A 20,470-nucleotide genomic window follows, 5' to 3' on the forward strand; every position below is an offset into this window, starting at 1 on the left:
ACAGAATGTCAGGCCGTCACGCGTGGTCCCCGTCACCCCACGGTTCGGGGGCTCGCGGGAGAGGGGTCAGCGAGGGCTGGGCAGGGTGGGGTGGACGCGGACGACCACGGCGGTCGCGTTGTCGTCGCCGCCCTCGGCCAGGCTGGCGGCGAGCACCGCCCGAGCCGTCGCGGCCGGGTCGCGCCGCGCGGTCAGCAGGTCCCGCAGCCGGTGGTAGCCGATCTGGTCGCTCACCCCGTCGGTGCAGAGCAGCCAGGTGTCCCCGCTGCGCAGCGGCACGGCGAGCAGGTCCGGCTCGGGCTTGTCGGGGTGTCCGACGTAGCGCAGCAGCTGGTAGCGGGCCCGCGCCGCCTCCGGCGAGTCGGGCGGCCACCAGCCGTGCAGCAGGCCGAGCCAGGCCATGGTGTGGTCGACGGTCACCAGCTCCAGCAGCCCGTCGCGCAGCCGGTACGCCCGCGAGTCGCCGAGCTGGACGAGCCAGCCCTGCCCGCCGTCCGGCTCGGCGACCAGGGCGGTGAGCGTGCACCCGGTCAGCCCGGCCAGTCCCGCCCCGGCCCGGCGCACCCGGAGCTGGGTCTCGGCCGTGGCGGCGCGCAGCCCGGCGGCGTCGACCGCCGGCCAGCCGGCGCGGACCTGCGCCACGAACGTGCTCATGGCGGTGGCGCCGGCGACCCGGCTGCCCTCGCCGTCGCCCATGCCGTCGGCGACCGCGACCAGCGGCAGCTCCGGGTCGACGTGCAGCACGTCGAAGTTCTCCGGGTAGCGGTGCCCGACCACGCTGCCCCCGGCGATCTCCAGGGTGAGCCGGCCGACGGCCAGCCGGCGGGGGGCCTGGACCGGCTGGTCCAGCGGGCGGCGGCGGAACACCTGCGGACCGTAACACCGGTCCCGGCCACGGATCGGCAGGTCGCGGGCACGTGTCGGCCTGTCAACCAGGGTTGACACATCGGCCGCGTCAACCTACGTTGACAGCATGAGTCAGGCGACGGAACTCGCGGCGGCGGCCGGCAGCACCGACCCGAAGGTCGGCCTGCGGGCGGTGCTCGCCCTGCGCCGGCTGCTCGAACGGCTGGAGGTGGTCCAGGTGGACAACGCCCGACGGCAGGGCTGGTCCTGGCAGGAGATCGCCGACGCCCTCGAGGTCAGCCGGCAGGCGGTCCACAAGAAGCACGCCGGGCGACCGGCGGTCCGCGGAAGCTGGGAGGCGTGATGTTCGAACGGTTCACCGACCGGGCCCGCGCGGTCGTGCGGCACGCGGTCGACGAGGCGCGCACCGAGGGCCGGCGCCCGGTCGGCACCGAGCACCTGCTGCTCGGCGTGCTCGCCGACGGCGACAACCTGGCCGTGCGGGTGCTGTCGGCCGGCGGCATCCGGGCCGACGACCTGCGCGCGGCGGTGGCCCGGCACACCGCGCACGGGGTCGACGGCCTCGGCGCGGCGGACGCGGCGGCGCTGCGCGAGATCGGCATCGACCTCGCCGCGATCGTCGCCCGGATCGAGGAGTCCTTCGGCCCGGACGCGCTACGCGAGGCGGCCCCCGCCCCGCGCCGGTGGTGGGGTCGCCGCCCCGACAACGGCCGGTTCTCGCCACGGGCCAAGAAGGTGCTGGAGCTGTCCCTGCGGGAGGCGCTGCGGCTGCGCCACCACCACATCGGCACCGAGCACATCCTGCTCGGCCTGCTGCGGGAGGGCAACGGGCTGGCCGCGCTGGTGCTCACCGAGGCCGGCGCCGACCTCGACGACCTGCGCCGCCGGGTCGAGGCGGCGCTGCGCACGGCGGCCTGACCGATCCGGCCGGCCGCCGTCACGGGGCCGGCCGGGTTCAAACCTGATTGCGGTTCTCGCAACCTCCGCGCCCGCCGGGTCGCTGACCCGCCCCGCGTGCTGCACACTGGCGCCGTGGACGGTGGAGACGACAAGCGCCCGGTGACCGCGGACAACCACACCCCGCGCTCGGCCGTGGTGGTCAACCCGGTCAAGGTGACCGATCTCGACGATTTCCGCCGGACGGTGGACGGCGCTCTCGCCGCCGCCGGCTGGCCCGAGCCGACCTGGTACGAGACCACGGTCGAGGACCCCGGCCGCGGCCAGGCCGCCGCGGCCGTCGAGGCCGGCGCCGAGGTCGTCTTCGCCTGCGGCGGGGACGGCACCGTGATGGCCTGTGTCACCGCGCTGGCCGGCACCGACGTGGCGCTCGCCGTGCTGCCCCAGGGCACCGGCAACCTGCTCGCCGCCAACCTCGGCCTCTCCAACGACCTGGCCGCCGGGCTGGAGGTCGCCGTCGAGCGGGGCATGCGCCGCCTCGACGTGGGCGTCGTCGGCGACCAGTGCTTCGCCGTGATGGCCGGGATGGGCTTCGACGCGCAGATGCTCGACTCCACCTCCGAGACGACCAAGAAGCGGATCGGTTGGCCGGCCTACCTGGTGGGCGCGGCCAAGCACCTGCGGGACCGGCCCATGCGGGTCTCCATCCGGATCGACGGCGGGCCGCCGCTGCGCCGGCGGGCCCGCTCGGTGCTGGTCGCCAACGTCGGCCGGCTCCAGGGCGGGGTACGCCTGCTCACCGACGCCGAGCCGGACGACGGCTGGCTCGACGTGGCGGTGCTGACCCCGCGGACGCTCGGCCACTGGCTGGCCATGGGCTGGGCGGTGCTGCGGCGCCGCGGCAGCGTGCCCCGGATGGAGGTGTTCCGGGGCCGCAAGGTCGAGATCACCAGCAACCGGGCCCAGCCCCGGCAGCTCGACGGTGACCTCATCGAGCCGGGCCGGTCGCTGAAGGCCGAGATCCGGCCCGAGTCGCTCTGGCTCTGCGTGCCGCGGCCGGAACGCCACCCCGACCTGTCGGTGGACGCCGGCGCCGCCGCCGAGCGCGGTGAGCAACTCGTCGAGGAGGGCCGCCGTGAGTAGCACGAAGCTCGTCCCCGAGACCCGGCTCATGGCGGAGACCGAACTCTCCGCCGACGACGCCTGGCGCACCCTGCGCCGGCACGGCGGCTGGCACCTGCTCCGGGACGCCTTCATCCGGTTCCGCTACGGCGACGGCTTCAGCCACTCCCGCGCCTTCGCGTTGCAGCTCTGCCTGGCCGTGGTGCCGTTCCTCATCGCGCTCACCGGCCTCATCACCGACCTCGGCGCCGACGAGGGCGGCAAGGTGGTCGCCGACACGGTGCTCGCGATCACGCCCGGCCAGAGCGAGTCGGTGGTGCAGGAGCTGCTGGCCGACACCGAGCGCACCGAGCGGGCCGGCGAGCTGGCGTTGACCCTCGGTCTGCTGACCGGCCTGATCGCGCTCACCACCACGATGGCGCAGATCGAGCGGGGCGCGAACCGGATCTACGGCGTCGAGCGGGACCGGCCGGCGCTGGCCAAGTACCTGCGCGCCGCGGTCCTGGCGCTCCTCGCCGGCGTGCCCGCGCTGACCGGGTTCCTCATCCTGGTCGGCGGCCGGGCCATGGGCGACTCGGTGCGGCGGCACTACGAGTGGGGCGACGTCGCCCACGCCGCCTGGGACGTGATCCGCTGGCCGCTCAGCCTCGGCCTGACCGTGCTCGCCGTGGCGGTGCTGTTCCGGCACGCGCCCCGGCGCAAGCAGCCCGGGCTGTCCTGGCTCTTCTTCGGCGCCGGCATCGCCACCGCGCTCTGGTGGCTGGCCAGCCTGCTGCTCGCCGCCTACGTGAAGAACAGCGGCGGATTCGGCCAGACGTACGGCGCGCTGACCGGGATGATGGCCCTGCTGCTCTGGGCCAACCTGACCGGGATGGCGCTCTTCGGCGGGCTGGCCTTCGCCGCCCAGCTGGAGGCCATGCGGATCGGCGTGGAGGAGCCCGCCCAGCCCGACCTGTGGGAGCCGGAGGCCGAGCGCGAGGAGCTGCTCGACACCGGCGACATGACGGCCCTCTGACGGCCCGGCGTGTACGCGGAGCGGGAATCGGGTACAGCGCGCCTCGCAGAGGACAAGGGAGGTGCGGGGTGACCGCGGTCAAGGAGGCGACGCGCCGTCCGCTCGGCCACTTCGCCGAGCGGAGCCTGGCAGGGCTGCTCGTCGTGGCCGGCGCGGGCGTCGGATTCGGCGTGCTGCTCATGCTCGTCCGGTTCCACTGGGGGCCGCTCTACCACGCCGACCACGAGGCGGCGGAGTGGTTCAACGGCCTCGTGGCGCCGCACCACCCGCTGGTCACCGTGCTCCAGGCGGTCACCGACCTGGGCGGCCGGCCGGTGCTCATCTGGCTGATCACCATCGCGGTGGTCGGCCTGCTGATCCGCCGCCAGTCCCGCCTCGCGGTCTACCTGATCATCACGGGCGTGGGCGGGCTGATCCTCGACCCGTCGCTCAAGGCGCTGGTCGGGCGGCTGCGCCCGGTCGTGGACGTGCCGGTGGCCAGCGCACCCGGCAACAGCTTCCCCAGCGGCCACGCGCTCGGCTCGTTCGTCGCGTACGGGGCGCTGCTGCTGGTGTTCCTGCCGGCCATGGCCCCGCGCTGGCGCAAGCCGGCGATCGCGGTCGCCGCCGTGCTGGTCTTCCTGGTCGGGCTGACCCGGATCGCGCTGGGCGTGCACTTCGTCTCGGACGTGCTCGGTGGCTGGCTGCTCGGCGCGGCCTGGCTGGGTGTCACCGCGTACGCCTTCCGGCTGTGGCGGCGCGAGCGCGGCCGGCCGGTGCCCCCGATCACCGAGGGCCTGGAGCCCGAGGCGGGGCAGGAGATCAAGCCGGCGCCGGCCGAGGAGCACGTGCTGGAGCACCCCCGCTCGTCGGTGGCCGAGCTGCTGGTCGGCTGGGTGCTCGTCTTCGGGGCGCTCTACGCCTTCGGCATGTACGTGAGCTACCACGCCAAGGGCACGTTCTTCGACACCCTCGACACCGAGGTTCCGCGCTGGTTCGCCGACCGCCGCACGGACGGGCTCACCGAGCTGAGCTGGTGGTGGAGCAAGTTCGGCGACACCCACGCCATCCTGCTGGTGTCGCTGGTGTTCTGCCCGATCGTGCTGGCGGTCTGGAAGCGCTGGCGGCCGGTGCTCTTCGTGGTCCTGGCCATGTTCGGCGAGCTGAGCCTCTTCCTGGCCAGCGCCCGGGTGGTGGAGCGGCCCCGCCCGCCGGTGGAGAACCTGGACGGGCAGATGCCCACCTCGTCCTTCCCGTCCGGGCACATCGCGGCGACCATCTGCCTGTGGACCGCCATGGCGATCATCGTGCTGCCGCGCACCGACCGCTGGTGGCGCTGGCTCTTCGTGGCGATGGCCGTGATCATGCCGGTCGGGGTGGCCACCTCCCGGATGTACCGGGGCATGCACCACCCCACCGACTTCATGGGCGCGATCCTGCTCGGCGCGCTCTGGCTCCCGCTGCTCTGGTGGGTGGTCCGCCCCAACGCGGACGTGGCCCAGGGCAACCGGCCGGCCATCCGGTCGGAACAGGTGCACGAGCTGGACGACGAGCTGGCGAAGGCCGGCCGGGAGGACTGACCGGGCGCCGATGCTGCGGGTGATGACCTGGAACATCCGGACCGGCGGGCGGGACCGTGACGGCACCGACCGCCGGGACCGGATCGTCGCCGTGGTCGCCGCGCAGCGCCCCGACCTGCTGGCCCTCCAGGAGCTGCGCGGGCTGGACCGGGGCGGCGGGCTGGCCGACCTGGCGGAACGGACGGGGATGGTGCCGCACCTGGCCCGGTCCTGCTTCGGGCAGCCGGTGGCCGTGCTGGTCCGCCCGCCGCTGCGGGTGCTCCGCTCCGGCCGGGTACGCCGCCCGTTCCACCACGCCACGGCCCGGGTCCAGGTGGCCACCGGGGCCGGCCCGCTGACCGTGTTCAGCACCCACCTGAACCCGTACTCGGGCGGGCGGCGGCGGATGGAGGCCGACTGGCTGGCGGTGGCGGTGCGGCGGACCGGGGGAGAGCTGGCGCTGCTCGCCGGGGACCTGAACACGCTGGAGCCGGCCGTCGACCACACCGCCCGGCTGGCCGGCCTCGGGGCCCTCTACCGGCGGCGTCACCTGCGCCGCGACGGGCGTACCGTCGACACCCGCGCGGTGGCCCGGCTGCGCGATGCCGGCCTGGTGGACCTCTGGCCGCACACCGGCGGCGGCGAGCCGGACGGGCTGACCGTGCCCACCCGGCACGGCGGGGCCGAGTTCGCCGGGATGCGGCTGGACTACCTGCTCGCCACCCCGGCGCTGGCCGCGACGGCCCGCGCCGTGCGGGTGGTCCGCGGCGGCGAGGCGGACAGCGCCTCCGACCACTACCCGGTCGTCGCCGACCTGGCGCTGACCCCCGGCTGAGCCCTCCCGGGCCTGCGGCCGCAGAGCCTCAGACGAGCAGGTTCAGCAGCACGGTCAGCACGACCGAGGCGAGGATCGAGAAGAGGATCATCAGCAGGCAGCCGAGGCCGCCACCGGCGGGCCGGATCTCGGTGTTTCCGATGCGCATGGACTCACCTTCGCAGGACGGGCGCCAGCAGGCCGCGGATCGCGTCGGCGACCGGGCCCGGCGCGGTGGTGGCGACGTTGTGCGCGGCCCCCGGCACGGCGGCCGTCCGGGCGTCCGGGACCAGGCGGGCCGCCTCCGCCCGCCAGCCGGCCGGCACGACCGGGTCCCGGGCGCCGGTCAGCACCAGCGTCGGCACGGTGACCCGGACGAGGTCCGCCTCGATGCTGTTGCGCACCGAGTGGGACAGGGTGGCGAACACCCGCCAGGGGCGCGCGTCGACGACGTCGCGGAGCAGGATGGGCGCCTGCCACTTCGCCTCCCGCAGGGTGTCCACCAGCCACCGCCCGATCTGGGCGCGCCGGGACCGGGCGGCCGGGTCGCTGGTCGGGCCGGCCAGCACCAGCGCGCGGACCAGGTCGGGCCGGCGGGCGGCGAGCGCCGCCGCCACCTCGGCGCCGAACGAGTGGCCGAGCAGGCAGACCGGCCCCAGCCGGTACGCGGCCAGCCACTCCGCGAGGAACGCGGCGTGCCGGGGCACGTCGTACGCCCGGCCGGGGCGCTCGGTCAGCCCGAAGCCCGGCAGGTCCGGCACGTACACCGGGTGGGTGGCCGACAGGGCCAGCGCGAGCGGGGTGAGGTAGCGGTGCGACACGGCGAGGCCGTGCACCAGCACGACCGGGGAGCCGTCGCCGCCCGGGTCGGCCGACCGGCGGGTGTGCGTCCGCAGCCCGCCGACCAGCCGGAACTCGCTGGTCAGGCCGGCGGCCGGCCGGGGCGCCGCGAGGGCCAGCCGGAGTTCCGTCGGCCCGAAGCGCCCCGGTGGCGACGGCCGCACGGCGGGAGGCGTCACAGCTCGCGCAGCCGGGGCAGCAGTTCCTCCTGGGCCCAGTCCAGGAACATCGGCTGGCTGTCCCCGCCGACCTGGACCAGCGCCACGTGGGTGAACCCCGCGTCGACGAACTTCTTGAACGCCTCGACGTGCCGCTCGGTGTCCGGCCCGCAGGGGATGCCCTCGGCCACGTCCTCCTCGCGGACGAACTGGGTGGCCGCCGCGAAGGCGTCCGGGCCGGGCAGGTCCGCGTTGACCTTCCAGCCCAGGCCGAACCAGCGGAACTGGTCGTGCACGATCTTGCGGCACTCGGCCTCGTCCGGGCCGTAGCAGATGGCCACCTGCCCGTAGCGGGGGCGGCCCGCGCCGCCGGCGTCCTCGTACATCTCGACCAGGTGCGGCAGCGGGTCGGTGGCGATCATGGCGTCGGCGTACTCGGCGGCGAGGGTGGCGGACTGCCGGCCCGAGGCGGCCACGGCCATCGGCACGGGCCGCTCCGGGCGGTCCCACACGTAGGCGTCGGGCACGTCGAAGTGGTTGCCGGAGAAGGTCAGCGTCTCGCCGTTGAGCAGCGGCCGGATGATCTGGAGCGCCTCCTCGAACATCTCGTGCCGCTGCTGCACGTGCGGCCACCCGCCCACCACGTGCTCGTTGAGGTTCTCCCCGGCGCCGAGGCCGAGGGTGAACCGCCCGTCCGAGAGCACCCCGACCGTGCTGGCCTTCTGCGCCACCACGGCCGGGTGGTAGCGCCGGATCGGGCAGGTCACGAAGGAGAGCAGCTCGGCCCGGCTGGTGGCGTGGGCGACGGCGCCCAGCACCGACCAGGCGTACGGGGAGTGGCCCTGCGAGTCGAGCCACGGGTAGTAGTGGTCGGACATGACCAGGTGGTCGAAGCCGGCGGCCTCGGCGCGGACGGCGTGGTCGACGAGCTGCTTGGGGCCGGCCTGTTCGCACATGAGGGTGTAGCCGACGTTGACCATGGCGCATCTCCTTCCGGGCGGATCGTCACCGGATACCCCGCGCAGCGGCGGTCAACCCTGGTGTCCGCTTCGAAAGGCCCGGGCGGCTTGACGCCGGTGGGGATGCTGCCGACAGTCCGGCTTAACCGGTTCAGGCCCGGTGGCGCACCATCCTGTGGTCCCGATCAACTTAACCGGTTGCCTTCCGCATTCCATCGCCCTACGCTGATGCCTGCGTCCGCCGGGAGTCGGGCGGCGGCTGTCGGGCTCAGCCGCCACGCGCCGTCGTCACCATCACCAGCGCCCCCACCTGGGCACGGGGGAGACCTCCCTGAGGACAGCCATGAAGAAGTTGCTCTCCGTCGCGGGCGCCGCCCTGCTGACGGTCCTCGCCGCCGTCTTCGCCTTCGGGCAGCCGGCGCACGCCGCCGCCGGCTTCTCGGTCGCGGGCGGCAAGCTCTACGACGCCAACGGCACCGAGTTCGTCATGCGCGGGGTCAACCACCCGCACACCTGGTACCCGCAGCAGACCTCCTCGTTCGCCAACATCAAGGCGCTCGGCGCGAACACCGTCCGGGTGGTGCTGGCCAGCGGCGACCGCTGGACGAAGAACAGCGCCGCCGACGTCGCCAACGTCATCTCGCTCTGCAAGGCCAACCGGCTCATCTGCGTCCTCGAGGTGCACGACACCACCGGGTACGGCGAGCAGAGCGGCGCCATCACCCTGGACCGGGCGGTCGACTACTGGCTCAGCATCGCCAGCGCCCTCCAGGGCCAGGAGAAGTACGTCATCGTCAACATCGGCAACGAGCCGTACGGCAACCAGGGCTACGGCACCTGGGCCACCGACACCGCCAACGCGATCAAGCGACTGCGCGCCGGCGGCCTCACCCACACGATCATGGTGGACGCCCCCAACTGGGGCCAGGACTGGTCCTTCACCATGCGCGACAACGCCGGCTCGGTCTTCGCCGCGGACCCGCAGAAGAACACCGTGTTCTCGATCCACATGTACGGCGTCTTCGACACCGCCGCCGAGATCACCGACTACCTGGGCCGGTTCCGCACCGCCGGACTGCCCATCGTGGTCGGCGAGTTCGGCTTCAACCACTCCGACGGCAACCCCGACGAGGACACCATCCTGGCCTACAGCCAGGCCAACCGGATCGGCTACCTCGGCTGGTCGTGGAGCGGCAACGGCGGCGGCGTCGAATACCTCGACATGGCCACCAACTTCGACCCGAACCAGCTCACCAGCTGGGGCCAGCGCATCTTCAACGGGGCCAACGGCATCAGGGCCACCGCCCGGGAGGCCTCGGTCTTCGCCGGCACCTCGCCGAGCCCGACCACGAGCCCCACCACCAGCCCGAGCCCGACCACCAGCCCGACCGGCGGACCCACCCCGCCGCCGGCCGGCTGCACCGCCAGCTACACGATCGTCAACTCCTGGCAGGGCGGCTTCCAGGGTGAGGTCAAGGTGACCGCGGGCGCCGCCGCGATCACCGGCTGGACGACGAAGTGGACGTTCGCCAACGGCCAGACCGTCAGCCAGTCGTGGAACGCCACGGTCAGCAACAGCGGCTCGGCGTACACCGCCCGCAACGTCGACCACAACGGCCGGCTCGGCGCCGGGGCCAGCACCTCGTTCGGCTTCCTCGGCAGCTGGAACGGCAGCAACGCGGTCCCCGCGGTGACCTGCACCGCGAGCTGACCGCCGACGCACCACCGGTGGCGGGTCCGCGCGGACCCGGCCACCACCCTTCCCGGGTACGCCCCGGGGCGATCGTTGAAGCGGGGGGCGTGCATCCAGAAAATCTAGGTCCGAACCGCTAGACATTCTCGTCGCGCCTGGCTAATGTTCCTGTCGTTGACAGGAGAGATCAGCAAAGACGCAGACGAAGCAGTCAAGACCCTGGCGTAATTCCGGCCCAGGGCAGGCAGGTGGGCTGATGCACGTTCAGGGCTCGCCTGGCAGGACAGTCCGCCGCACGTGGATGGGGCCATGAAGTCGCGTGGGGCTCCAGCGCCGGCGGGCAGCACGACAGGCACCACAGAAATTGGAAGCAGAGGAAAGGGAGGGCCCGAACACCGTTGGATCGCCCGTCTCCAGGACGCAGTTCAACTCTGGAGCCGGACACCGCAGTTTCCATCGAATGAGAGGTGGTCTCCGGTCACGCTTATGCGATCCTCGCACCCCAGGCCGCCGACGGCGGCAGGTGCGGATACGACAACCCGACGAATTTGCCGGTAGATGGTGTTTTGACCCGTAACCCCGGGCCCCGGCGCTGAAAGGCGCCGGGGCCCTCGTCATGGAGAGGTACGTGTATGGCCCAACCCGATGACATGTTCGGTGACGACGACTACCCCGCCTACACGATGGGCCGCGCCGCGGAGATCACCGGTGCCTCGCCGGACTTTCTGCGGCGCCTCGACGAAGCGAAGTTGATCACCCCGTCCCGGTCAGCCGGCGGCCATCGCCGATACTCCCGTTACCAACTCCGCCTCGCCGCGCGGGCCCGGGAGATGGTCGACCAGGGCACCGCCCTCGAAGCCGCCTGCCGGATCATCATTCTCGAAGACCAGCTCGAAGAAGCCCTTCGGCACAACCAGGACAACCAGCGCTGACAGCAAGCGGACGCTGCCTGATCTCATCGCCTCACGGTCCTTCTCCAGCAGAGGGACCGTTTGTCGTACCCGGTTCCCGCCGGTGTGACGTTGAGTCCGGGAGTGGGCCTGACTGCTCGCCGTCGGATGGATGGCTGGTGGCCAGGCGGGCCGCACGCATCAGCAGATACTCGTGCTCGGGGCGGCTGGCGGTCCTGGCGGCGGCGGCCCGGTAGTGCGCCACCGCGGCGTCCCGGTCGCCGGCCATCTCGTGCAGGTGGGCCCGGGCCGCGTCGAGGCGGTGGTGGTCGGTGAGCCGGGAGTCGGCGGACAGCGCGGCGAGGGCGTCCAGTCCGGCGGCCGGGCCGTGCACCATGGCGGTTGCCACCGCCCGGTTGAGCGAGACCACCGGGCTCTCCGCCAGCCGCTCCAGCACCTCGTAGAGGGCGAGGATCTGCGCCCAGTCGGTCCGCTCGGCGGCCGGCGCCTCGTCGTGCAGGGCGGCGATGGCGGCCTGGACCTGGTAGGGCCCGACCGGCCCCCGAGCCATGGCCCGGGTGACCAGCGCCGTCCCCTCGGCGATAGCGGCGGCGTCCCACCGGGAGCGGTCCTGCTCGGCCAGGGAGATCAGCTCGCCGGACGGGCCGGTGCGGGCGGCGGCCCGCGCCTCGGTGAGCAGCATCAGGGCGAGCAGCCCGGCCACCTCGCTGTCGCCGGGCAGCAGCGCGTGCATGGCCCGGGTCAGCCGGATCGCCTCCTCGGAGAGGTCGACCCGGCGCAGGTCGTCGCCGAGGCTCGCGGTGTGCCCCTCCGTGAAGATCAGGTAGAGCACGTGCAGCACGGCGGCCAGCCGGGCCTGCCGGTCCTCCTCCGCCGGCATCCGGAACGGCAGGCCGGAGGATTTGATGCGCTGCTTGGCCCGGCTGATCCGCTGCGCCATAGTGGCCTCGGGGACCAGGAAGGCGCGGGCGATCTCAGCGGTGCTGAGCCCGCCGACCGCGCGCAGGGTCAGCGCGATGGCCGACGCCGTCGAGAGCGTGGGGTGGCAGCAGAGGAACAGCAGCACCAGGGTGTCGTCCCGCTCGGCGGTCAGCGGCTCGTCGGCGGCCGGCGCGGTCCGCCGGTCGTCGCCGCCGCGCCGGGCGGCCCGGTCCTCCCGGTTCCGGCGGGCCGCCTCGGCCCGGACCAGCTCGATCATCCGGCGGTACGCGACCTGCACGAGCCAGCCGCGCGGATGCTCCGGCAGCCCCTCGACGGGCCACTGCGTGGCCGCCGCGAGCAGCGCCTCCTGCACGGCGTCCTCGGCGGTGGCGAAGTCGCCGAACCGGCGGGCGAGCACGCCGAGGACCTGCGGCGCCAGCTCGCGCAGCAGGTCCTCGACGGTGTGGTCCGGTACGCCCAGGGGTCACAGCTCCTGCGGCGGCGCCGACATGACGGGGTGCACCTCGATGGGCATGTTCAGCGGTCGTCCGCCCGGTCCGGGCGCGGTGGAGATGTGCGCGGCGATCTCCACGGCTCGCTGCGGCGTCTCGCAGTCGACGATCCACCAGCCGGCCAGGAACTCCTTGGTCTCCGCGAACGGCCCCTCGGTGACCACCGGCGCGCCGTTCTCGCCGGCCCGGACGATCCGCGCCTGCTGCGGCCCGCCCAGGCCCTCGCCCTGCACGAACTCGCCGTCCGCGGCCAGCTTCTCGTTGACCTCCCGCATGAAGCCGATGTGGGCTCGGATCTCCTCCGGCGTCCAGGTGTCGATCGAGGGGAAGTCGGTCCCGGCGGCGCTGAACTGCATCAGCAGCATGTACTTCACGGTTGGCTCCTTCACGCCCGAGCACCGATTGTCGGTGCTTCCACCCTCCGGTAGGAGCTGCCACCCCGCTTCTCGACATCCGCCGGGAAGAAATTCTTCCGGGTTCCGGGTGCGTCTGTTGTCGCTCCAGCGACCACAGACGCACCCGAAGCACGCTCAGTCGACCGCGGTGACCTCCAGCAGCAGCGCCTGCTCGGGGTGCAGCGCGGGCACCTGCACCCCGATGACGCCGAGCACCGACCCGCTCAGGGTCACCCCGCCGTCCGCGGCCAGCCACGCCGGCGGGGCGAGTTCCAGCAGCGCCGGCTCGGGCACCCCGGCGGGCGGGCGGACCAGGTACCGCCGGGACGGGTCCAGCCCCGGCAGCCGGACCGCGCCCGGCACCTGCGCCGCCGAGGTGGCCAGCCGGGAGACCGCGTACACCGCGTGGGAGCGGTCGTGGGCGACCACGCCGTGGGCCTGCACGGCCGGGTCCGGGTGGTCGACCCGGACCACCCGCCCGCCGTGCAGCAGCGGCCGGAGCCGCTTGTGCAGCGCCACCCACGCGGCGAGTTCGATCCGCTCGGTCGCGCTGATCCCGCTGATGTCCCACTCGATGCCGTGGTGGCCGAAGAGCGCGGTGACCGCCCGGAAGCCGAGGTCGTGCACCCGGTGGGTGGTGTGCGAGCGCTCCGGTCCGATGTGGGTGCCGATCAGCTCCGGCGGGAGCAGCAGGCCGGTCCAGCGTTGGATGGAGAGCCGTTCCAGGGCGTCGTTGCAGTCGCTGGCCCAGACCCGGTCGGTCCGCCGCAGGATCTCCAGGTCGACCCGGGCCCCGCCGGACGAGCAGCTCTCGATCTCCAGGCCGGGATGCCGGGCGCGCAGCTCGTCGAGGAGCCGGTAGACCGCCACGGTCTGCGCGTGCACCCCCGGCCGCCCGGCGTGCCCCGCCTCGGTGAGGTCCCGGTTGTGGTCCCACTTGAGGTACGCGATCCCGTCGTGCTCGCGCAGCACCGCGTCGAGCCGGTCGAGCAGGTGGGCGTACGCGTCGGGGTGGGCCAGGTCGAGCACCTGCTGGTGCCGCCACTCGGGCGGCAGCCGGCCGGGCGCCTGGAGCACCCAGTCCGGGTGGGCCCGGAACAGGTCCGAGTCCGGGTTGACCATCTCCGGCTCGACCCACAGGCCGAACTGCATGCCGTGCTTGCGGACGTGGTCGATGAGCGGTTGCAGCCCGTCCGGCCACACGTCGTCGTCCACCCACCAGTCGCCGAGCCCGGCCCGGTCGTGCCGCCGGCCGCGGAACCAGCCGTCGTCCAGCACGAAGCGTTCCACGCCCACCTCGGCGGCCCGGTCGGCGAGACCCTTGAGCCGGTCCAGGTCGTGGTCGAAGTAGACCGCCTCCCAGACGTTCAGCGTCACCGGGCGCGGGCCGCGCGGGTGCTCGGGGCGGGCCCGCAGGTGGGTGTGCAGCACGTCGCTGAGCCCGTCCAGCCCGTCGGCGGAGTGCACCGCGTGGAGCAGGGGAGTGGCGTACTCCTCGCCCGGTCCCAGCATCATCTCGCCGGGGGCGAGCAGCTCACCGCCGCCGAGGGTGGCCTCGCCGGTCGGCCGGCGCTCGGCCACCGTGACGTGGTCGCCGCTCCACGCCGTGTGCACAGCCCACGTCTCGCCGTGTCCGAAGCCGAATCCGGGGGTGCCGGCGACCAGCAGCAGGGTGGCGTCGTGCCCGGTCCGGCCGTGCCGCCCCTCGCGGACCCAGGCGCCCATCGGCCACGGGTGCCGCTGCGGCGCGCGCTCCCGGCACCAGCGTCCGGTCAGGTCGAGCAGTTCGGTGGCGACCCCCGGCACCGGCAGCACCGGCGTCAGCTCGCGTACCTCGTAGGGCCGGTCGCCGTCGTTGCGCAGCCGGTGCCGCACGGTCAGCAGCCCCGCGGCGCTCAGGGTGATCTCGACGGTCAGGGACAGCCCGGCACCCGGGTCCGCGGCCCGCACGGTCACCCGCGCGGCCCCGGCCCCGCCGTGGTCCCGCTCCTCCTCGGATACGCGGACAGCCTCCCCGCGGCCGCCACGCGGGTCGTCCACGTCGATCGTGTCGAGGCGGAAGGCGGTCGACCAGTCCCGGCCGTCCCGGTGCCCGGCCAGGCCGGGCCGGCCGCTCCAGCCGGCGCTCGTCTCGGGCAGCAGCGACAGCACGGTCGGCGCGTCGAAGCTGCTCGGCACCACGGGCGGGACGGTGGCGTCGACGAGCGCGGGCAGGTCGCCGGCGGGCAGCGGGCCGAGGTCGGCGCCCCAGTGCACGACCCGGGGCAGGCCGGGGCCGCGCGCGTCGAGCACCAGGCTGGTCCGCGCGCGGCGCAGGTGGACGATGGTCATCCCTTGCTGGCTCCCAGGGTGAGGCCCCGGACGAACTGCTTCTGCAACAGGAAGAAGATGACCAGGGTGGGGATGGCGACCAGCACCGAGCCGGCCGAGACGAGGTTGTTGTCGGTGAAGAACTCGCCGCGCAGGTTGTTCAGCGAGCTGGTCACCGGGAACTTGTCGCCGGTGCGCATGAGCACGGTGGCCCAGAAGAACTCGTTGTAGATCCAGGTCACCTCCAGCGTCGCCAGCGCGGCCAGGGCCGGCCGGCACAGCGGCATGGTGACCTGCCAGTACTGCCGCCAGACGCTCGCCCCGTCGACCATCGCCGCCTCGTACAGCTCGTGCGGCAGGGCCTTCATGTAGTTGCTCAGCACGAAGACGCAGAAGCCGGACTGGAAGGCCACGTTGACCAGGATCAGGCCCCAGTAGCTGTCGTAGAGCAGCTCCGAGTCGCTCATCCACGCCGGCAGCGGGACCTCGGTGAACATCCGGAACAGCGGGATGAGCAGGGCCTGCTGCGGCAGCAGGTTCGCCGCGGTGAAGAGGCCGAGCAGCGCGATGTTGAGCTTCCAGCTGAACCGGGCGATCACGAACGCCACGCAGGAGGCGAGGAAGAGGGTCAGCAGCACCGCCGGCACGGTGATGTACACCGAGTTGAGGAAGTGCTTGCCGAACTCGGCGGTCCGCCACGCGGTCACGTAGTTGTCGAGCGTCCAGCCGCCGAACGAGACGTAGCCGTGGGTGGCCGTGTACTCGTACGAGCGCAGTGAGGTGAGCACCGCCCAGAGGATCGGGAAGAGCCACCCGACCGCCACGGCGGCCAGGAAGACGTGCAGGACCACCCGGGCCGGCCGCAGCGGCCGGCGGCGGGTGGACGGCGCCGCGGTGTCCGGCGTACGGGTCAGGGTCGCGCTGCTCATCGCCGGTCCTCCCGCATCACGGTGAACAGGTAGAGGGTGATGAAGACCAGGGAGACGACCAGCATGATGGTCGCCAGCGCCGAGCCGAAGCCGATCCGGCTCGCCTCGCCCACCACGTTCTGGGTCACCAGCGCGGAGAGCAGCTCCAGGCCGTTGCGGCCCTTGTTGATGACCCAGACCAGGTCGAACGCGCGCAGCGACTCGATCACCGTCACCACCAGCACGATGATGTTGATGGGTCGCATCACCGGGAAGACCACCCGGAAGAAGGTGCTGGTCTCCGAGGAGCCGTCCACGGCGGCGGCCTCGCGCAGCGACGGGTCGACGCCCTTCAGGCCGGCCAGGTAGAGCAGCATGATGTAGCCGACGTGCCGCCAGCCGGCGGCGAAGAGCACCGCCCAGATGTTCACGTTCGGGTCGCCGTACCAGTCGGTCTGGGTGCCGAGCAGGGCGTTGAGCAGGCCCTGGTCGCGGCTGTAGATGAGCTGCCAGACGAAGCCGATCAGCGCGAGCGAGAGCACGACGGGCAGGTAGAGCGCGGTCTGGTAGAACCGGCTGCCGCGCAGCTCCTTGTCGAGCAGCACGGCGAGGAACATCCCGAACGGGGTGGCCACCACGAAGAGGGCGGCCAGCCAGAGCAGGTTGTTCTGCACCGCCGGCACGAACGGCGGGTAGATGTTCACCACGTCGTCGTAGTTCTTCAGACCGACCCAGTCGATCTCGCCCAGGGGGCCGATGCCGTCCCAGTTGGTGCCGGAGAGCAGCACGGTCGCCGCCGCCGGCAGCCAGACCAGGCCGACGACGAGCAGCAGGGGTACCAGCACCATCAGCGTGATCACCACGCGGTCGGTGCGGGACAGGAGCCGTAGCCGGCGGCCGCGACCACGCTTGGTGGTGGTCGCGGCCGGCGGCGGCACGGCGCGATCCGCTTGGATCAGGGGCAGGTCGGACATGGTGTCCTCCCCCTTCCGCCGTCAGCTGGTGAAGATCGACTTCTTCTGGTTCTCGATGCTCGTGAGCAGCCCGCTGATGTCCTTCGGGTTCTTGATGAACTGCTGGATCGCCGGGATCATCACCGTCGAGGCGAAGTCCGGGCGGGTGTCCCGGTCGAGGAACTGGGCGATCTCGGTGGCCGAGCCGACCAGTTCGGCGGCCTTCTTCTGGAGCGCGGTGTAACCGCTGGTGTCGGCGCCGGTGTTGGCGACCAGGGTGCTCGGGTCGTTCTTGACGGTGATGTTGGCGGCGTCCTTGGAGCCCACGTACTCGAGCAGCTTCTTGGCGGCGCCCTCGGACTTCGGCTTGCGCGCCATCATGTAGCCGTCGATCGGCGCGTCCAGGGCCTTCGCGCCGATGGTCGAGTCGACCTCGGGGAAGGTGAAGAAGTCGAGGTCGTCCTGCTCGTCGTTGTTGAACTGCTGGGCGACGAACAGGCCGAGCAGGTACATGCCGCTCTTCTTCTGCTGCAGCGACTGCGCGGCCTCCTGCCAGGTGCGGCCCAGCGAGTCCGGCTGGTGCAGCGGCAGCAGCCCGGCCCAGGTGTCGAAGACCTTCTTGACCTTGTCGGAGGTCCAGGCCTCCTTGCCGGCCATGAGGTCGACGTGGAACTGGTAGCCGTTGATCCGCAGGTTGAGGATGTCGAAGGTGCCCATCGCCGGCCAGCCGTCCTTGTCGCCGAAGGCGATCGGGTTCAGGCCGTCCTTCTTCATCTGCGCGCCGAGGGTGTTCAGGTCGTCCAGGGTCTTGGGCACCTGGTAGCCGCGCTGCTGCCACACCGACTTGCGGTAGAAGACGGCCCACGGGTAGTACGACGACGGCACGAAGTACTGCTTGCCGTCGTCGCCGGTGGACGCCTTCTTGAACGCGTCGGAGTAGCCGGAGAGCTTGCCCCAGACGTCGCTGACGTCGCCGGCCAGGCCCTTGGCGGCGAAGAACCGCATCCGGTAGCCGGCGAACCACATGAACACGTCGTCCGGCTTGCCCTGCAGGTAGTTGTTGATGTTCTCCTGGAACGTGTTGTGGTCGACCGTGTTGATGTTGACGGTGACCCCGGACGACGTCTTGTAGCCGTCCATCACCTTGGCGATGACGTCCTTCGGCTTCGGGTCCGACTGGTTCGACCCGAGCGACACGGTCTTGGCGTCCGCGCCGCCGGAGTCGGAGTCGGATCCGCAGCCGGCGAGCAGTCCCGTGCCGAGCAGCGCGCCCGCGCCGGCCAGCAGCGAGCGGCGGTTCAGGCCGGCGACGGACGGGGGTACGAGTCGGGCGAGGTACTCGGCTTGCGAGCGGGGACGGGACATTGTGCCTCCTGCGTGGAAGAGGTGCGCTGCGCCCAAGGGCCGTGATGAGTGGCGGGGATAGGTGTTCGTGCCGGCCGGCGTAGATCCACCGTGAATCCACAACTCCGAACACAAACAGCCGGTGGCGGTTGAAGCTACCCCTTGGTTCGGTGCTGTCAAGAGGGCGGAAGGACAGCGATAACCCAGTTGTGACACGGGGAAGAGACGGTAAACGTTGGAATTTCTGTCGATGTTGGAAAGTGTTGACTTGGGTGTCGTTCGGGGGCACCCTCTGCTCTCATGCGGAACTGGCACGGCGAGCGGATCTGGTACGGCGCGGACTACAACCCGGAGCAGTGGCCCGAGGAGACCTGGGCCGAGGACGTCGAGCTGATGCGCCGCGCCGGGGTCAACCTGGTGTCGGTCGGGATCTTCTCCTGGGCCCTGCTGGAACCCGCTCCCGGCCGCTTCGAGTTCGGCTGGCTGGACCGGTCGCTCGACCTGCTGCACAACGGCGGGATCAGCGTCGACCTGGCGACCGCCACCGCCAGCCCGCCGCCCTGGCTGGCCCATCGGCACCCGGAGACGCTGCCGCGCCGCGCCGACGGCACGATCCTCTGGCCCGGCGGGCGGCAGGCGTACTGCCCCAGCTCACCGGTCTTCCGCGAGCGCTCGCGCGCCCTGGTCGAGGCCGTCGCCGGCCGGTACGCCGATCACCCGGCCGTCGTCATGTGGCACGTCTCCAACGAGCTGGGCTGCCACAATGTCCACTGCTACTGCGACGTCAGCGCCGACGCGTTCCGGCGCTGGCTGCGCGAGCGCTACGGCGACCTGGACGTGCTCAACGCCGCCTGGGGCACCGCGTTCTGGAGCCAGCGCTACCACGACTGGGCCGAGGTCAACCCGCCGCGGACCGCGCCGACCTTCGCCAACCCCACCCAGCAGCTGGATTTCCTGCGCTTCTCCTCGGACGAGCAGCGCGCCCAGCTGCGCGCCGAACGGGAGCTGCTGACCCGGCTCACCGCCCAGCCGGTCACCACGAACTTCATGATCGGCACCGGCATCAAGTACCTCGACTACCACTCGTGGGCCGCCGACGTGGACGTGGTCGCCAACGACCACTACCTGACGGCCGCCGACCCGCAGCCGCAGGTCAACCTGGCGCTCGCCGCCGACCACACCCGGGGCGTCGCCGGCGGCGAGCCCTGGCTGCTCATGGAGCACTCCACCAGCGCCGTGAACTGGCAGCCGCGCAACGTCGCCAAGACCCCCGGGCAGCTGCGCCGCAACAGCCTGGCGCACGTGGCGCGCGGCGCCGACGGGGTGCTGTTCTTCCAGTGGCGGGCCTCCCGAGCCGGCGCGGAGAAGTTCCACTCCGCGCTGGTGCCGCACGCCGGCCCGGAGACCAAGGTGTTCCGTGAGGTCTGCCGGCTCGGCGCCGACCTGGAGGCCCTGGCCGAGGTCCGCGGCAGCCGGGTCGACGCCGACGTGGCGATCCTCTTCGACTACGAGGCGTGGTGGGGCGCCGAACTCGACTCGCACCCCAGCGTCGACGTCACCTACACCGACCGGCTCGCCGCGCTGCACGGCGCGCTCTGGCGGGCCGGGGTCACGGCCGACGTGGTGCACCCGTCGGCCGAGCTGTCCCGCTACCGGCTGGTCCTGGCGCCCACCCTCTACCTGGTCCGCGACGCCGACGCCGACGCGCTGCGCCGGTACGTCGAGGCGGGCGGGACGGCGCTGGTCACGTACTTCAGCGGCATCGTCGACGAGCACGACCACATCCGGCTCGGCGGCTACCCGGGCGCGTTCCGCGACCTGCTGGGCGTACGCACCGAGGAGTTCTTCCCGCTCCGGGCCGGCGAGTCGGTCCGCCTCGACGACGGTACGACCGCCGACGTGTGGACCGAGTGGCTGCACGCCGAGGGCGCCGAGGTCCTCGCGTCGTACGCCGACGGGCCGCTGCCCGGTGTGCCCGCGCTGACCCGGCACGCGGTCGGCGCGGGCGCGGCCTGGTACCTCGGCACCCGGCTCGACCAGCCGGCCACCGACGGGCTGGTCGCCCGGCTGCTCGCCGAGGCCGGCGTCCGGCCGGCCGTGACCGCGCCGGAGGGGGTGGAGGTGGTCCGCCGCCGGTCCGCCGACCGCAGCTGGCTGTTCGTCATCAACCACACCGACGCCGAGGCCCGGCTGGCGGTCACCGGCGCCGAACTGCTCGGCGGCGGCCGGTGCGACGGCGAGCTGGTGGTCGGCGCGGGGGAGGTGGCGGTGGTCCGCGAGGAACCCCCGGGCCGTCCCGAGGCCGCCTGACCA

The 20,470-nt window shown here is 72.7% G+C and carries 18 protein-coding genes; 9 read left to right on the top strand and 9 right to left on the bottom strand.

Annotated elements, in window-relative coordinates:
* Nucleotides 1–66 precede the first annotated feature (66 nt).
* Nucleotides 67–867 carry a PP2C family serine/threonine-protein phosphatase gene (locus FXF50_RS26445; RefSeq protein WP_148431649.1) on the bottom strand — a complete coding sequence of 267 codons (801 nt, stop codon included), beginning with the start codon at nt 865–867 and terminating at the stop codon, nt 67–69.
* A 106-nt stretch (nt 868–973) separates the two neighbouring features.
* Between FXF50_RS26445 and FXF50_RS26450 the strand changes: the two genes are divergently transcribed.
* The 6 genes from FXF50_RS26450 (at nt 974) to FXF50_RS26475 (ending at nt 6,274) form a co-directional block, all read left to right on the top strand.
* Nucleotides 974–1,210, top strand: a complete 237-nt coding sequence (locus FXF50_RS26450; RefSeq protein ID WP_089010418.1) for an HTH domain-containing protein — start codon at nt 974–976, stop codon at nt 1,208–1,210.
* A complete protein-coding gene (locus FXF50_RS26455; RefSeq protein WP_148431650.1) occupies nt 1,210–1,785 on the top strand; it encodes a Clp protease N-terminal domain-containing protein in 576 nt (191 codons plus the stop codon). The genes FXF50_RS26450 and FXF50_RS26455 overlap by 1 nt, the downstream gene beginning before the upstream one ends.
* A gap of 114 nt (nt 1,786–1,899) precedes the next feature.
* Complete coding sequence (locus FXF50_RS26460) at nt 1,900–2,907, top strand: diacylglycerol kinase family protein (protein WP_148431651.1); 1,008 nt, start codon at nt 1,900–1,902, stop codon at nt 2,905–2,907.
* Nucleotides 2,900–3,901 carry a YihY/virulence factor BrkB family protein gene (locus FXF50_RS26465; RefSeq protein ID WP_148431652.1) on the top strand — a complete coding sequence of 334 codons (1,002 nt, stop codon included), beginning with the start codon at nt 2,900–2,902 and terminating at the stop codon, nt 3,899–3,901. The genes FXF50_RS26460 and FXF50_RS26465 overlap by 8 nt, the downstream gene beginning before the upstream one ends.
* A 68-nt stretch (nt 3,902–3,969) precedes the next feature.
* Nucleotides 3,970–5,460, top strand: coding sequence for a phosphatase PAP2 family protein (locus FXF50_RS26470; RefSeq protein WP_148431653.1), 1,491 nt, complete (start codon nt 3,970–3,972; stop codon nt 5,458–5,460).
* Nucleotides 5,461–5,470: 10 nt separating this feature from the next.
* Nucleotides 5,471–6,274: an endonuclease/exonuclease/phosphatase family protein gene (locus tag FXF50_RS26475; protein ID WP_148431654.1), complete on the top strand. Its 804-nt coding sequence runs from the start codon at nt 5,471–5,473 to the stop codon at nt 6,272–6,274.
* A gap of 152 nt (nt 6,275–6,426) precedes the next feature.
* Here the strand turns inward: FXF50_RS26475 and FXF50_RS26480 are convergent, their stop codons facing one another.
* Together FXF50_RS26480 and FXF50_RS26485 are read right to left on the bottom strand one after the other, a co-directional pair.
* On the bottom strand, nt 6,427–7,257 hold the full coding sequence (locus FXF50_RS26480; protein WP_148431655.1) for an alpha/beta fold hydrolase: 831 nt from the start codon (nt 7,255–7,257) through the stop codon (nt 6,427–6,429).
* Between the two features lie 11 nt (nt 7,258–7,268).
* Nucleotides 7,269–8,231 (bottom strand): TIGR03557 family F420-dependent LLM class oxidoreductase, encoded by a 963-nt coding sequence (locus tag FXF50_RS26485; protein WP_148431656.1) that lies wholly within the window; start codon nt 8,229–8,231, stop codon nt 7,269–7,271.
* Between the two features lie 322 nt (nt 8,232–8,553).
* Between FXF50_RS26485 and FXF50_RS26490 the strand changes: the two genes are divergently transcribed.
* Entirely contained in the window at nt 8,554–9,921 is a 1,368-nt protein-coding gene (locus FXF50_RS26490) for a cellulase family glycosylhydrolase (protein ID WP_148431657.1), read from the top strand.
* 614 nt (nt 9,922–10,535) lie between these two features.
* Nucleotides 10,536–10,835, top strand: coding sequence for a MerR family transcriptional regulator (locus FXF50_RS26495; RefSeq protein WP_148431658.1), 300 nt, complete (start codon nt 10,536–10,538; stop codon nt 10,833–10,835).
* A 31-nt stretch (nt 10,836–10,866) separates the two neighbouring features.
* Here FXF50_RS26495 and FXF50_RS26500 read toward each other — a convergent pair whose 3' ends face one another.
* The 6 genes from FXF50_RS26500 to FXF50_RS26525 all read right to left on the bottom strand — a co-directional run bounded on the left by FXF50_RS26500 (nt 10,867) and on the right by FXF50_RS26525 (nt 18,178).
* Nucleotides 10,867–12,216 (bottom strand): RNA polymerase sigma factor, encoded by a 1,350-nt coding sequence (locus tag FXF50_RS26500; RefSeq protein WP_148431659.1) that lies wholly within the window; start codon nt 12,214–12,216, stop codon nt 10,867–10,869.
* A gap of 3 nt (nt 12,217–12,219) precedes the next feature.
* The gene (locus FXF50_RS26505; protein WP_255510207.1) at nt 12,220–12,612 is read right to left on the bottom strand and encodes a YciI family protein; all 393 of its coding nucleotides are present in this window, start codon (nt 12,610–12,612) and stop codon (nt 12,220–12,222) included.
* Between the two features lie 165 nt (nt 12,613–12,777).
* Entirely contained in the window at nt 12,778–14,973 is a 2,196-nt protein-coding gene (locus FXF50_RS26510) for an alpha-galactosidase (protein WP_148431661.1), read from the bottom strand.
* The gene (locus tag FXF50_RS26515) at nt 14,970–15,881 is read right to left on the bottom strand and encodes a carbohydrate ABC transporter permease (protein WP_148431662.1); all 912 of its coding nucleotides are present in this window, start codon (nt 15,879–15,881) and stop codon (nt 14,970–14,972) included. The genes FXF50_RS26510 and FXF50_RS26515 overlap by 4 nt, the downstream gene beginning before the upstream one ends.
* Nucleotides 15,878–16,834 carry a carbohydrate ABC transporter permease gene (locus FXF50_RS26520; protein ID WP_148431663.1) on the bottom strand — a complete coding sequence of 319 codons (957 nt, stop codon included), beginning with the start codon at nt 16,832–16,834 and terminating at the stop codon, nt 15,878–15,880. Before FXF50_RS26520 ends, FXF50_RS26515 begins: the two co-directional genes overlap by 4 nt.
* A gap of 21 nt (nt 16,835–16,855) precedes the next feature.
* A complete protein-coding gene (locus FXF50_RS26525) occupies nt 16,856–18,178 on the bottom strand; it encodes an ABC transporter substrate-binding protein (protein WP_148431664.1) in 1,323 nt (440 codons plus the stop codon).
* Nucleotides 18,179–18,457: 279 nt separating this feature from the next.
* On the opposite strand from FXF50_RS26525, the gene FXF50_RS26530 reads away from it, so the two are divergent.
* Nucleotides 18,458–20,467: a beta-galactosidase gene (locus FXF50_RS26530; protein WP_148431665.1), complete on the top strand. Its 2,010-nt coding sequence runs from the start codon at nt 18,458–18,460 to the stop codon at nt 20,465–20,467.
* The last annotated feature ends 3 nt before the right edge of the window (nt 20,468–20,470 follow it).

The sequence above is a fragment of the Micromonospora sp. AP08 genome (assembly GCF_008085935.1).
GTDB classification, from domain to species: domain Bacteria; phylum Actinomycetota; class Actinomycetes; order Mycobacteriales; family Micromonosporaceae; genus Micromonospora; species Micromonospora chersina.